The following is a 12502-nucleotide window of genomic DNA, read 5'->3' on the forward strand; positions in this document are numbered from 1 at the left end:
AACGGCGGCCGACGGGGGCGTCCGGCCGGCCCACCCGGCGGTGCGCCACGGCAGAAAACTTGGGGCAACTCGCCGGGGAGGGCGTTACTCGTCCGGGGTCTGAATCGATAGGGCAGGTTGCGAGGCTAAGGGCGGCCGCAGCGGTCGTCCCGGACGTGTCGGGAGGGCGACTCCATTATCAAGTTTGGCTTGACGCCGCACGCATTACACGCGTGTAATTTGAATGGGGTTGTTCGCACGGAACACAACAAATGTGACCGGACGGACACGCACGCCTTTCGCGTGGGGGGTTGCAGCGGCGAATGACGCCGGTGCGCGACAAGGAGGCAACTGGATGGACGGCCAGCTCGAGGTGGCCGACCTGCTCGGGAACGCGCCGGAGTGGCAGGAGCGGGCGCTCTGCTCGCAGACCGACCCGGAGGCTTTCTTCCCCGAGAAGGGCGGCTCGACCCGCGAGGCGAAGCGCATCTGCTCGCGGTGTGAGGTCAAGACGGAATGTCTGGAGTACGCGCTCGGCCACGACGAGCGGTTCGGGATCTGGGGCGGCCTCTCCGAGCGGGAGCGGCGCAAGCTCAAGCGGCGGGTCGCCGCCTGAGGCGCGTACCGGCCGGGGCGGTGGGGGCCGCCCGGGTCCGGGGTGCTGTCCGGCCGGTGGGGGCCGGTCGGGCGGCGGCGGTCAGGCCAGTTCGTCGGGGTCGACCCCGAGCAGGTTCGCCACCTGCTCGATGATCACGTCGTGCACGAGGTCGGCGAGATCCTCTCGGTCCATCGCCCGGAATTCGAGCGGTCGCCGGTAGAGCACGATGCGCGGCGGCACCTCCTGCCGGCCTGGCCGCCCCGGCAGCAGTCGGGCCAGCGGCACCTCGCCGTCCTCCAGCACGTCCGAGTCGTAGACGTTCAAATCCGGCGGGACGTCCTCGACCGCGAACTCCACCCCGGCCAACTCCTTGGCGAACCGGCGTTCGAGCGTCTCCACGGTGTCGAGCACCAGGTCGTCGAAGACCTCGGCCTTCGTCCGGGCCAGCGGCACCGTGGCCGGCACCAACCGCCCGCGCAGACCCCGGCCGTGCCGGTCGCGGTGGGTGCGCCGGCCGGGGCGGCGGTGCTGCGGGCTCGTCATGACGGAAAGGGTAGCCCGGAAGGCCGGCCCCCCACCGTCGTGCCGCCCGCTCGGCGTGCCGGTGCGCCGATCGGACGAATTGTGATCACCATGACGGGCGTGTCGTAACGCGAAGCGGTGCGCCGGACCCGGTAATGGGGATACCCTGCCGCACGTGAGGTCACCACGGCGCTGCTCCCGAAACGGCTGCCCCCGGCAAGCGGTCGCCACATTGACCTATGTCTACAACGAGTCGACAGCGGTGGTGGGGCCACTCGCCGCGTTCGCCGAACCGCACACGTACGACCTGTGCGAGCCGCACGCCCGCAGCCTGACCGCGCCGCGCGGTTGGGACGTGGTGCGGCACGAGGGCGAGTTCGAGCCCCCGCCGCCCACCACCGACGACCTGGTCGCCCTGGCCGAGGCCGTCCGCGAGGCCGCCCGACCGGCCCCACCGCGCCCTCCCGAGGACGACCACACCACCACCCCGCCCAAGCCCCAGCCCTCCCACCAACAGGGCCGCCGAGGCCACCTCCGGGTGATCCCCCCCAACCACTGACCCTCTGGGGCCGCCGCCCCGGTCGATCATGAAGTTGACGGTGTTTTCGATCTTCTGAACTGCCGCCAACCTCATGATCAACGAGGTCAGAGGCGGGACCAGGCCTCGGTTAGGACGGTGCGGAGGATTTCTTCCATTTCGGTGAACTGTTGCTGGTCGGTGATCAGGGGTGGGGCCAGCTGGACCACCGGGTCGCCGCGGTCGTCGGCGCGGCAGTAGAGGCCGGCCTGGAAGAGGGCGGTGGAGAGGAAACCGCGCAGCAGCCGTTCGGACTCCGCCTCGTCGAACGTCTCCCGGGTGTCCTTGTCCTTGACCAGTTCGATGCCGTAGAAGTAGCCCTCGCCCCGGATGTCGCCCACGATCGGCAGGTCCTTGAGCTTCTCCAGGGTGGAGCGGAACGCGTCCTCATTGGCCCGGACGTGGCCGACCAGGTCCTCGCGGGCGAAGACCTCCAGGTTGGCCAGCGCCACCGCGCAGGAGACCGGGTGTCCGCCGAACGTCACGCCGTGGGCGAACATGCCGGTCTCGGTGAGGAACGGCTCCATCAGCCGGTCGCTGGCGATCATCGCGCCGAGCGGGGCGTAGCCGGACGTGATGCCCTTGGCGGTGGTGATGATGTCCGGCTGGTAGCCGTACCGGGTGGCGCCGAAGTACTCGCCGAGCCGGCCCCAGGAGCAGATCACCTCGTCGCTGACCAGCAGCACGTCGTACGCGTCGCAGATCTCCCGGACCCGGGCGAAGTAGCCGGGCGGCGGCGGGAAGCAGCCGCCCGAGTTCTGCACCGGCTCCAGGAACACCGCGGCGACCGTGTCCGGCCCCTCCCGTTCGATCGCCCGGCCGATCTCGTCGGCGGCCCAGCGGCCGAACGCCTCGGCGTCGTCCCCGTGCTCCGGGGCCCGGTAGAAGTTGGTGTTGGGCACCTTGATGCCGCCGGGCACCAGCGGCTCGAAGTCGCTCTTGATGCCGGGCAGCCCGGTGATCGACAACGCGCCCATCGACGTGCCGTGGTACGCGAGATAGCGGCTGACCACCTTGTGCTTGTTCGGCCGGCCGGTGCGCTTGAAGTAGGCCCGGGCCAGCTTCCACGCCGTCTCGACAGCCTCGGAACCGCCGGTGGTGAAGAAGACCCGGTTCAGGTCGCCCGGCGTCAGCGCGGCGATCCGCTCGGCCAGCTCGACCGCCGTCGGGTGGGCGTATGACCAGAGCGGAAAGTAGGCCAGCTCGCCGGCCTGCTTGGCGGCGGCCTCGGCCAGCTCGGTGCGGCCGTGGCCGGCGTTGACGACGAAGAGCCCGGCGAGCCCGTCGAGGTAGCGGCGGCCCTGCGCGTCCCAGACGTACGCGCCCTCGCCCCGCACAATGGTCGGGACCTCGCCGGCGGAGTAGCTGGCCATCCGGGTGAAGTGCATCCAGAGGTGGTCGGTGGCGTTGGCCATGTCAGCCCCATCGGTCGTCGGGCCGGTCGAAGGGTGAAACCGGCCGCTCTGCCCACGGTTATCGCACAGCCGCAGCGACCGGGGCAAGGGTTATCGGTGGTGTAGAGGCTCACCTGCGACGGATTCGGCGACCCGTGAAGCGTCCCACAACGGAAACCGCACTGCCGACTCCGCCTTGGCGAACATCCCGGGGGCGGTTCGGGGGCATCCGAAATGTCCACCAACACGTCCCACCGCAACACGCCGCCGGACCGCAGATGCGAACACGCATCGTGGCTATCGTGCGACGCAGGGCGGCGACGGTTCGGTGATGGCCGGGCAGCTCCGGCATCTCGCGGCCGTCGCCGAGTGGGAGCACGTCCAGGTCCGGGTGATCCCCGCCGACAGCCCGTGGCACACCGGACTGGCCGGCCCGTTCGTGCTGGGTCGGCTGCCCGACGGGACGGAATTGGCATATCTCGACAATCAGNGGGAGTGGCGGAGACATGGACGTGACCGGCGCCCGTTGGCACACCGCGACCCGCAGCAGCAACAACGGCGGCGACTGTGTCGAGGTGGCCGACAACCTCCCCGGTCGGGTGCTGGTGCGCGACAGCAAGGACCGCGTCGGCGGCGTCCTCAGCTTCACCCCGGCCGCCTGGCGGGCCTTCGTCGGCCACGCCCGTCGCGTCGCCTGACCTCCACCGCGACGCGGCCGGCTGGTCGCGCGGACCAGGGTCAGGCCGTGCCCCAGCTGTAGGTCTGCTTGCGCAACTTGAGGTAGACGAACGCCTCGGTGGACACCACCCCGGGCACCGTACGCAGCTTCTGCAGGATCTCCAGCAGGTGCGCGTCGTTGCGGCAGACCACCTCGGCCAGCAGGTCGAACGAGCCGGCGGTGATCACCACGTAGTCGATCTCGTCGATCTCGGCGAGCCGGTCGGCCACCGTCTCCAGGTCGCCGTCGGTCCGTAGCCCGATCATGGCCTGGCGGGGGAAGCCGAGTTGGAGCGGATCGGTCACCGCGACGATCTGCATGACGCCGGCGTCGAGCAGCCGCTGCACCCGTTGCCGCACGGCCGCCTCGGAGAGGCCGACCGCCTTGCCGATGCTCGCGTACGGCCGCCGCCCGTCCTCCTGGAGCTGCTCGATGATCTGCTTCGCCACGTCGTCGAGCAGGACGTGGCTGGCGCCTTCGCGCACAGTCACGCGGCGGTTGCCGTTGCCGCTCTCCGGTTGCCGGTTGACCATCGCCGCTCCCCAGTTCCGATCCTCTGCGCCTGAGCGTAGTGCCCCGCCATGATCCGGCGTAATTCGTGGTCCATGGCTATCCCGGCAACGGAATCCCTTGTAAGAGAGGTTCCCTCATGTCAGGATCAGGCCTCCATCGCCACTGACCCTCCCGCCGGCGAGCCACCCCCGTCCCGCCGCCGACGATGCCCCCAAGGAGTCGTCACATGCGTAGTCCCCTCCGGACACTCACTCGGCGTGGTCTGCTCACCGGGACCGTCGGCTCGGCCGCGCTGCTCGCCACCGCGGGCGCCCTGGCCGGCTGCGGCACCAAGGGCGCCCAGCAGACCGAGGCCGGCTGCACGAGCGACGACCTGTCGGCCACGGAGAAGAAGCTGACGTTCTCGAACTGGCCGCAGTACATGGACACGGACGAGAAGGAGCGGTCCAAGCGTCCCACGCTCGACGCCTTCGTCGCCGCCTCCGGCATCCAGGTGGCCTACACCGAGGACGTCAACGACAACAACGAGTTCTTCGGCAAAATACGCAACCAGCTCGCCGGCTGTCAGAGCACCGGCCGGGACATCATGGTGCTCACCGACTGGATGGCCGCCCGCGTGATCCGGCTCGGCTGGGCGCAGAAGCTGGACCCGGCGAAGATGCCCAACGTCGCCGCGAACCTGCTGCCGTCGCTGCGCGGCCGGTCCTTCGACACCGACAACCGGCTGGCGATCCCGTGGCAGTCGGGCCTGGCCGGGCTGGCCTACAACGCCAAGGTGACCAGGGAGATCCGCACCGTCGACGAGTTGCTCACCCGCTCCGACCTCAAGGGCAAGGTGACCGTCCTGTCGGAGATGCGCGACACCATGGGCCTGCTGCTCCAGGCCGGCGGCCACGACCCGGCCAACTTCACCCCGGCCCAGTTCGACGACGCGTTGGCCAAGCTGAAGAAGGCCGTGGACAGCAAGCAGATCCGGCGCTTCACCGGCAACGACTACGCCCCCGACCTGGCCAAGGGCGACATCGCCGCGTGCATCGGCTGGTCCGGTGACGTGATCCAGCTCGGCTTCGAGGACGAAAAGATCAAGTTCGTGGTGCCCGAGTCCGGCGTGATGCTCTGGTCGGACAACGTGCTCGTGCCGAACAAGGCCACCCACAAGGCCAACGCCGAGGCGTTGATCAACCACTACTACGACCCGGCGGTGGCGGCGAAGCTCGCCGCGTTCGTCAACTACATCTGCCCGGTGCAGGGCGCGCAGGCCGAGATGGAGAAGATCGACCCGGACCTGGCGAAAAATCCGCTGATCTTCCCGGACGACGCGATGCTGGCGAAGTCGAAGGTCTTCATGGCCCTCGACGAGCAGCGCGAAAAGGAGTACGAGACCAAGTTCCAGCAGATCCTCGGGGCGTGAGGCGGATGACCCGGGAGTCCCCGGCCGACGATCTGCGACTGGCCGACCTGACCAAACGCTTCGGCGTCTTCACCGCGGTCGACGACCTCAGCCTCACCGTGCCGCAGGGCTCGTTCTTCGCCCTGCTCGGCGCGTCCGGATGCGGCAAGACCACCACGCTGCGGATGATCGCCGGGCTGGAGCAACCGACCGGCGGGCAGGTGCTGCTCGGCGACCGGGACATCACCGGACTGCGACCGCACAAGCGCCCGGTGAACACCGTCTTCCAGAGCTACGCGCTCTTCCCGCACCTGGACATCCACGAGAACGTGGCCTTCGGCCTGCGCCGGCGGGGCATCCGCAAGGTCGGCGACCAGGTCGAGCGGATGCTCGCGCTGGTCCAGCTCCAGGGGTACGGCCGACGCCGGCCGGCTCAGCTCTCCGGCGGCCAGCAGCAGCGCGTCGCGTTGGCCCGGGCGTTGATCAACCACCCGCAGGTGCTGCTGCTCGACGAGCCGCTCGGCGCGCTCGACCTGAAGCTGCGCCGGCAGATGCAGGTCGAGTTGAAGCGCATCCAGGCCGAGGTCGGCATCACGTTCGTGCACGTCACCCACGACCAGGAGGAGGCCATGACCATGGCCGACACGGTCGCGGTGATGAACGCCGGCCGGATCGAGCAGCTCGGCGCACCGGCCGAGATCTACGAATACCCGGCCACCGCGTTCGTGGCGAACTTCCTCGGCCAGTCCAACCTGCTCACCGCCGAGGCCGGCGGCCGCGCCGGAGACGACGTGCGGGTCACCGCGCACGGCACGCGCTTCTCGGTGCCCGCCGGCCGGGCCCGGCTCGTCGACGGGCCGGCCCTGCTCGGGGTACGCCCGGAGAAGCTGCACCTGGCCGACGGCGTCGACCGGGTGCCCGCCGGACACCAGCACGTCGGCGGCGTCGTCACCGACGCCTCCTACGTCGGGGTGAGCACCCAGTACCTGGTCCGCACCGCGTGGGGCGCCGAACTGTCCGCGTTCGCGGCCAACAGCGGAGTGGCCGCCCCGCTGGCCCCCGGGACGGCGGTGACCGCGCACTGGGACCCGCGACACGCGTTCCTGCTGCCCCGGGCCGGTGCGGACGAGCGGACCGAGGGGCGGCTCGGCCAGCCGCCGGTGGGTGCGCTGCCATGACCGCGCTGGCCCACCTGCCGACCTCCACCCGGCCGCCGGCACCACCGCCGGTGCGACGGGGACGCCACCGTCTGCTGCCGTACCTGTTGCTGCTGCCCGGCGCGGCCTGGCTGCTGGTCTTCTTCGCGTTGCCGCTGCTCCAGCTCGCCGCCGCCAGCCTCTACGACCCCGCCGGCTCGCTCTCCACCGGGTACGCGATGACCTGGGCGGTCGGCAACTATCCGGACGCGGTGCAGGCGTACTGGCCGCAGTTCTCCCGGTCGTTCCTCTACGCGGGAATCGCCCTGGTGATCGCGCTGCTGATGGGCTACCCCCTGGCGTACGCGATCGCGCAGAAGGCCGGCCGGTGGAAGCACCTGCTGCTGGTGGCCGTGGTCGCGCCGATGTTCACCAGCTTCCTGGTGCGTACGCTGGCCTGGAAGACCATCCTGTCGGACAGCGGCGCCCTGGTCGGCCTGCTGCGCGACGTGCACCTGCTCGGGCCGGACGGCCGACTGCTGGCCACCCCGGCCGCGGTGGTGCTCGGCCTGACGTACAACTTCCTGCCGTTCCTGGTGCTGCCGCTGTACGCGAGCCTGGAGCGGCTCGACCCCCGGCTGCTGGAGGCGGCGAGCGACCTGTACGCGAGCCCGCTGCGCGCGTTCGCCCGGGTCACGCTGCCGCTGTCGCTGCCCGGCCTGACCGCCGGCACGCTGCTGTTCTTCATCCCGGCCACCGGCGACTACATCAACGCGGAACTGCTCGGCACGCCGAACGAGTACATGGTCGGCAACGTCATCGACTCGGCGTTCCTGGTCCGGCTCGACTATCCGCAGGGCGCGGCGCTGTCGTTCCTGCTGATGGCCGCGATCCTGGCGATCGTCTTCGTCTACCTGCGCAAGGCCGGCACGGAGGAGGTGCTCTGATGGAACTGAGGCGCTGGCTGGCCGACCGGTGGGTGATGGGGGTGGCCCTGCTCGTCCTCGGCTACCTCACGCTGCCGATCGTGGTCGTCGCCGGGCTGTCGTTCAACCGGCCGTCGAGCCGGCTCTCCTACGACTTCGACGAGTTCACGCTGGACAACTGGGCCCATCCCTGCGCCACCGCCGACATGTGCGACGCGGTGGTGCGCAGCATGGAGATCGGCCTGATCGCCACCGTCGTCTCCACCGTGCTCGGCACGCTGATGGCCTTCGCCCTGGTCCGGCACGGCTTCCGGGGCCGTACCGCGATGAACGGGCTGATCTTCCTGCCGATGGCCACCCCGGAGCTGGTGATGGGCACCTCGCTGCTGGCCCTCTTCGTCGCCGCCGGGGTGCCGCAGGGCTTCTGGACCATCGTCATCGCGCACGTCATGTTCTGCGTGTCGTTCGTGGTGGTCACCGTGAAGGCGCGGCTGGCCGGCATGGACCGGCGGCTGGAGGAGGCCGCCATGGACCTGTACGCCAGCGAGTGGCAGACGTTCCGCCGGATCACGCTGCCGCTGGTGCTGCCCGGCATCGTCGCCGCCGCGCTGCTGGCGTTCTCCCTCAGCTTCGACGACTTCATCATCACCAACTTCAACGCCGGCACCACGGTCACCTTCCCGATGTACGTCTGGGGCGCCGCCCAGCGGGGCATCCCGCCGCAGGTCAACGTCATCGGCACGGCCATGTTCGGCATCGCGCTGCTGCTGGTCGGGGCCAGCTCGCTGCGCGGCCGGCGGGCCCGGCGGGCCGCCCTCGCGGTGGTCGCCACCCCGGCGTCGACGGGCCGGCCGTGACCCTGCCGCACCCGGGTCGGGCGCTGGCCGACGCCGCGCCCGTCCCGTACTGGCTGGACCGGCCGGCGCGACCCGATCCGCTGCCCCCGTTGACCGGGACGCACACCGCCGACCTGCTGGTGATCGGCGGCGGGTACGCCGGCCTGTGGACCGCGCTGCTGGCCAAGGAGGCCGACCCGGACGCCGACGTGCTCCTGGTCGACGCCGGCACCTGCGGCTGGGCGGCCTCCGGCCGCAACGGCGGGTTCTGCGCCGCCTCGCTCACCCACGGGCTGGCCAACGGCGTCGACCGGTTCCCCGGCGAGATCGCCGAGCTGGAACGGCTCGGCCGGGAGAACCTGGACGCGATCGAGGCGACACTGGTGCGGTACGGCATCGACTGCGACTTCGAACGCACCGGTGAGCTGGCGGTGGCCGTGGAGCCGTACCAGCTCACCGGGCTCGCCGCCGACGCCGAGCTGGCCCGCCGGTACGGCCGCGACGCCCGGCTGCTCGACCGCGACCAGGTACGCGCCGAGGTGGCCTCGCCGACGTACCTCGGTGGGTTGTGGGACGCCGACCGGACGGCGCTGCTCGACCCGGCGAAGCTCGCCTGGGGGCTGCGCCGGGCCGCGCTCGACGTGGGCGTCCGCGTCCACGAGCACACCCGGGTCACCGGGCTGGCCGCCGACGGCGCGGCGCTGCGGGCCACCACGGCCGGCGGCGCGGACGCCGCGCCCGGCGTGGTGCGGGCCCGGCGGGTGGTGTTGGCCACCAACGCGTTCCCGCCGCTGCTGCGCCGGCTGCGCGCCCGGGTGGTGCCGGTCTACGACTACGCGCTGACGACCGAGCCGCTGAGCGCCGCCCAGCGGGACGCGATCGGCTGGCGTCACCGGCAGGGGCTGGCCGACACCGGCAACCAGTTCCACTACTACCGGTTGACCGCCGACGGCCGGATCCTGTTCGGCGGCTACGACGCCGTCTACCACTACGGCAACCGGGTGACACCGGCACTGGAGCGGCGCGAGGCCACGTTCCGCACCCTGGCGTCGCACTTCTTCACGACGTTTCCCCAGCTCGCCGACGTGCGGTTCAGCCACCGCTGGGGCGGCGTGATCGACACCTGCACCCGGTTCTGCGCGTTCTTCGGCACCGCCCACTCCGGAAGGCTGGCGTACGCGACGGGGTTCACCGGGCTCGGCGTCGGCGCGACCCGGTTCGCCGCGCGGGTGACGCTGGACCTGCTCGCCGGCGCGGACACCCCGCTGACCCGACTCGACCTGGTACGCCGCAAGCCGCTGCCGTTCCCGCCGGAGCCGTTCCGGGCCGCCGGCATCAACCTCACCCGCTGGTCGCTCGCCCGCGCCGACGCGCGGAACGGGCGGCGCAACATCTGGCTCCGTACTCTCGACCGTCTTGGACTGGGGTTCGACTCCTGATGCGTATCCTGCTCGTCGGCGCCGGTGGCGTCGGCTCCGCCGCCGTCTCCATCGCCGCCCGCCGTTCCTTCTTCGAGACCATGGTGGTCGCCGACCACGACCCGGCGCGGGCCGTGCGCGCGGTCGCCGGCCACGGCGACCGGTTCGTGGCCGCCACCGTCGACGCGTCCGTCGCCGACGCGGTCGCCGCGCTCTGCCGGGAGCACCGGATCACCCACGTCCTCAACGCGGTCGACCCCCGGTTCGTCCTGCCGATCTTCGACGGCGCGTTCGCCGCCGGGGCCGACTACCTCGACATGGCGATGTCGCTGTCCCGGCCGCACCCCGAGCGCCCGCACGCCGAGACCGGGGTCAAGCTCGGCGACGAGCAGTTCGCCGCCGCCGACCGGTGGGCCACCGCCGGCCGGCTGGCGCTCTGCGGCATCGGCGTCGAACCCGGCCTCTCCGACGTCTTCGCCCGCTACGCCGCCGACGAGCTGTTCGCCGAGGTCGACGAGATCGGGGTACGCGACGGCGCGAACCTGACCGTCGCCGGCTACGACTTCGCGCCCTCGTTCTCCATCTGGACCACCATCGAGGAGTGCCTGAACCCGCCGGTGATCTGGGAGGCCGGGCGCGGCTGGTACACCACCGAGCCGTTCAGCGAGCCGGAGGTGTTCGACTTCCCGGCCGGGATCGGCCCGGTCGAGTGCGTCAACGTCGAACACGAGGAGGTGCTGCTCATCCCGCGCTGGGTGAAGGCGAAGCGGGTCACGTTCAAGTACGGCCTGGGCGCGGAGTTCATCGAGGTGCTGCGCACGCTGCACAAGCTGGGGCTGGACTCGACCACCCCGGTGCGGGTGCGCGGCGTCGACGTGTCGCCGCGCGACCTGGTGGCCGCCGCGCTGCCCGACCCGGCCACGCTCGGCGACCGGATGAGCGGCAAGACGTGCGCCGGCACGTACGTCACCGGCACCGGCCCGGACGGCCGGCCCCGCCGGGTCTACCTGTACCACGTGGTCGACAACGAGTGGTCGATGGCCGAGTACGGCCACCAGGCGGTGGTCTGGCAGACCGCCGTGAACCCGGTCGTCGCACTGGAGCTGCTGGCCACCGGCGCCTGGTCCGGCGCGGGCGTGCTGGGCCCCGAGGCGCTCCCCCCAACCCCCTTCCTGGCCCTGCTGACGGACTACGGCTCCCCCTGGGCCATGGAGGAGCGCTGACCCACTTGCCCAGCTTGCGGGTTTAGTTCGAGCTATAGTCGACGCGTGGGCGGTGACGGGAAGCGGTGGTCGGTCCGGGTTACCGGTGAGGTCCGGCACTGGCTGCGCAACCTGCGGCGCGACGATCCGGCGTCGTACGAGAGTGTGCGGGTGGCCGTGGACAAGCTGGCCGAGGTCGGGCCAGGGTTGGGGCGGCCGCTGGTGGACACGCTGCGCGGCAGCAACCTCCGCAACCTGAAGGAACTGCGACCCCGTTCGGGTCGCGACGTGGCGATCCGGGTGCTGTTCGTCTTCGACCCGTGGTCCCAGGCCGTCCTCCTGGTCGCGGGCGACAAGGCCGGCAACTGGAGCCGCTGGTATCAGCAGAACATTCCAGCAGCGGAGATTGCGTACAAGGCCTGGCTCGACAATGAGCGTGAGCGAAGGGGGGAGTCGTGACGGAGTTCTACGACTGGGACGAGGTCCGCGCCGAACTCGGTGGCGACGACCGGGCGTACGCGCAGGAGCAGGCCCGGACCGAGGCGTGGGTGAGCGCCTTCCACCTGGCCGAGGAGCGCAAGCGGCTGGGGCTCACCCAGCGTCAGGTCGCCGAGATCATGGGAGTCACGCCGGGCCGGGTGAGCCAGATCGAGAACGGTGATCTCGACGTCAACGAGGTGGCCACGCTCAGCCGCTACGCGAATGCCCTCGGTGCCAGGCTGCGGATCATCTTCGACTACGGCGACGACCTCCGCCAGATCGCCTGACCCGAGTGGCCGCGCGGGGGACGGGCGTCAGGGGCGGGCGCAGGTGGGGACGAGGCGCAGCGGTTCGGTGGTTTCGGCGAGCGAGTTGGGCTCGACGACCAGGCGGGCGGTGGCCGTGGCGCGTCCGCCACGGAAGGTGCGCTGGTCGGCTTGGACCGTGGCGGTCCAGGTGCCGGCGGTGCGCTCGTCGGTGCACGCGCCGATCACGCCGAACCCGAAGCCGGTGACCTCGGTACGCCGTACCCGCTGGCTCAGGTGGACCTCGACGTACGCCAGGCCGCGCTCCGCGCCGCAGTCGAACCGGCCACCGATCGTGGCGGTGTGTGCGCGGGCGTCGGCGGCGCCGAGCCAGTCGACGGAGATGCTCGGGGCGGGGGGGGGNNCGCCCGGCGCCAGCCCGAGGGCGGCGACGGTGGTGGCGGTGACGAGCAGGGGCAGCCGAACCGGGTGCATGGGCGGACTCCTGTCGGGCGGTGGGGCTCCGATGTGGACGCCGCCAGCATCCCACCGCCCCGGCCGCACCGGG

The 12502-nt window shown here is 71.3% G+C and carries 14 protein-coding genes and 1 pseudogene; 12 read left to right on the forward strand and 3 right to left on the reverse strand.

The window, feature by feature from the left end; translation table 11 throughout:
- Window positions 1-334: 334 nt before the first annotated feature.
- On the forward strand, window positions 335-595 hold the full coding sequence (locus B1205_RS18215) for a WhiB family transcriptional regulator (protein ID WP_013284161.1): 261 nt from the start codon (window positions 335-337) through the stop codon (window positions 593-595).
- Window positions 596-676: 81 nt separating this feature from the next.
- Here B1205_RS18215 and B1205_RS18220 read toward each other — a convergent pair whose 3' ends face one another.
- Window positions 677-1120 (reverse strand): metallopeptidase family protein, encoded by a 444-nt coding sequence (locus tag B1205_RS18220; protein ID WP_089156690.1) that lies wholly within the window; start codon window positions 1118-1120, stop codon window positions 677-679.
- Window positions 1121-1274: 154 nt separating this feature from the next.
- Here B1205_RS18220 and B1205_RS18225 point away from each other — a divergent pair, with 154 nt between their 5' ends.
- Complete coding sequence (locus B1205_RS18225) at window positions 1275-1658, forward strand: DUF3499 domain-containing protein (protein WP_089156691.1); 384 nt, start codon at window positions 1275-1277, stop codon at window positions 1656-1658.
- 86 nt (window positions 1659-1744) lie between these two features.
- Here B1205_RS18225 and B1205_RS18230 read toward each other — a convergent pair whose 3' ends face one another.
- A complete protein-coding gene (locus B1205_RS18230) occupies window positions 1745-3091 on the reverse strand; it encodes an aspartate aminotransferase family protein (protein ID WP_089156692.1) in 1347 nt (448 codons plus the stop codon).
- Window positions 3092-3266: 175 nt separating this feature from the next.
- Here B1205_RS18230 and B1205_RS31770 point away from each other — a divergent pair.
- Window positions 3267-3560 (forward strand): annotated as a pseudogene (locus tag B1205_RS31770) (Scr1 family TA system antitoxin-like transcriptional regulator); the annotation flags it as partial.
- Window positions 3561-3576: 16 nt separating this feature from the next.
- Window positions 3577-3768, forward strand: coding sequence for a DUF397 domain-containing protein (locus B1205_RS18235; protein WP_089156693.1), 192 nt, complete (start codon window positions 3577-3579; stop codon window positions 3766-3768).
- A 40-nt stretch (window positions 3769-3808) separates the two neighbouring features.
- Here B1205_RS18235 and B1205_RS18240 read toward each other — a convergent pair whose 3' ends face one another.
- Window positions 3809-4321, reverse strand: coding sequence for an Lrp/AsnC family transcriptional regulator (locus B1205_RS18240; protein ID WP_089156694.1), 513 nt, complete (start codon window positions 4319-4321; stop codon window positions 3809-3811).
- 206 nt (window positions 4322-4527) lie between these two features.
- Between B1205_RS18240 and B1205_RS18245 the strand changes: the two genes are divergently transcribed.
- Genes B1205_RS18245 through B1205_RS18280 form a run of 8 tightly spaced genes read left to right on the forward strand, consistent with a single transcriptional unit; the run spans window position 4528 to window position 11976 of the window.
- The gene (locus B1205_RS18245; protein WP_089156695.1) at window positions 4528-5712 is read left to right on the forward strand and encodes a polyamine ABC transporter substrate-binding protein; all 1185 of its coding nucleotides are present in this window, start codon (window positions 4528-4530) and stop codon (window positions 5710-5712) included.
- Window positions 5713-5717: 5 nt separating this feature from the next.
- Window positions 5718-6869, forward strand: a complete 1152-nt coding sequence (locus B1205_RS18250) for an ABC transporter ATP-binding protein (protein WP_089156696.1) — start codon at window positions 5718-5720, stop codon at window positions 6867-6869.
- Window positions 6866-7774, forward strand: coding sequence for an ABC transporter permease (locus tag B1205_RS18255; RefSeq protein ID WP_089156697.1), 909 nt, complete (start codon window positions 6866-6868; stop codon window positions 7772-7774). Before B1205_RS18250 ends, B1205_RS18255 begins: the two co-directional genes overlap by 4 nt.
- Window positions 7774-8610 carry an ABC transporter permease gene (locus B1205_RS18260; protein WP_176308668.1) on the forward strand — a complete coding sequence of 279 codons (837 nt, stop codon included), beginning with the start codon at window positions 7774-7776 and terminating at the stop codon, window positions 8608-8610. Before B1205_RS18255 ends, B1205_RS18260 begins: the two co-directional genes overlap by 1 nt.
- Entirely contained in the window at window positions 8607-10028 is a 1422-nt protein-coding gene (locus tag B1205_RS18265; protein ID WP_089156698.1) for an NAD(P)/FAD-dependent oxidoreductase, read from the forward strand. The genes B1205_RS18260 and B1205_RS18265 overlap by 4 nt, the downstream gene beginning before the upstream one ends.
- Complete coding sequence (locus B1205_RS18270; RefSeq protein WP_089156699.1) at window positions 10028-11230, forward strand: saccharopine dehydrogenase family protein; 1203 nt, start codon at window positions 10028-10030, stop codon at window positions 11228-11230. The genes B1205_RS18265 and B1205_RS18270 overlap by 1 nt, the downstream gene beginning before the upstream one ends.
- Before the next feature lie 45 nt (window positions 11231-11275).
- Window positions 11276-11668 carry a type II toxin-antitoxin system RelE/ParE family toxin gene (locus tag B1205_RS18275; protein WP_089156700.1) on the forward strand — a complete coding sequence of 131 codons (393 nt, stop codon included), beginning with the start codon at window positions 11276-11278 and terminating at the stop codon, window positions 11666-11668.
- On the forward strand, window positions 11665-11976 hold the full coding sequence (locus B1205_RS18280) for a transcriptional regulator (RefSeq protein ID WP_089156701.1): 312 nt from the start codon (window positions 11665-11667) through the stop codon (window positions 11974-11976). Before B1205_RS18275 ends, B1205_RS18280 begins: the two co-directional genes overlap by 4 nt.
- The last annotated feature ends 526 nt before the right edge of the window (window positions 11977-12502 follow it).

The sequence above is a fragment of the Micromonospora sp. NBS 11-29 genome (genome assembly GCF_002140155.1).
GTDB lineage: Bacteria > Actinomycetota > Actinomycetes > Mycobacteriales > Micromonosporaceae > Micromonospora.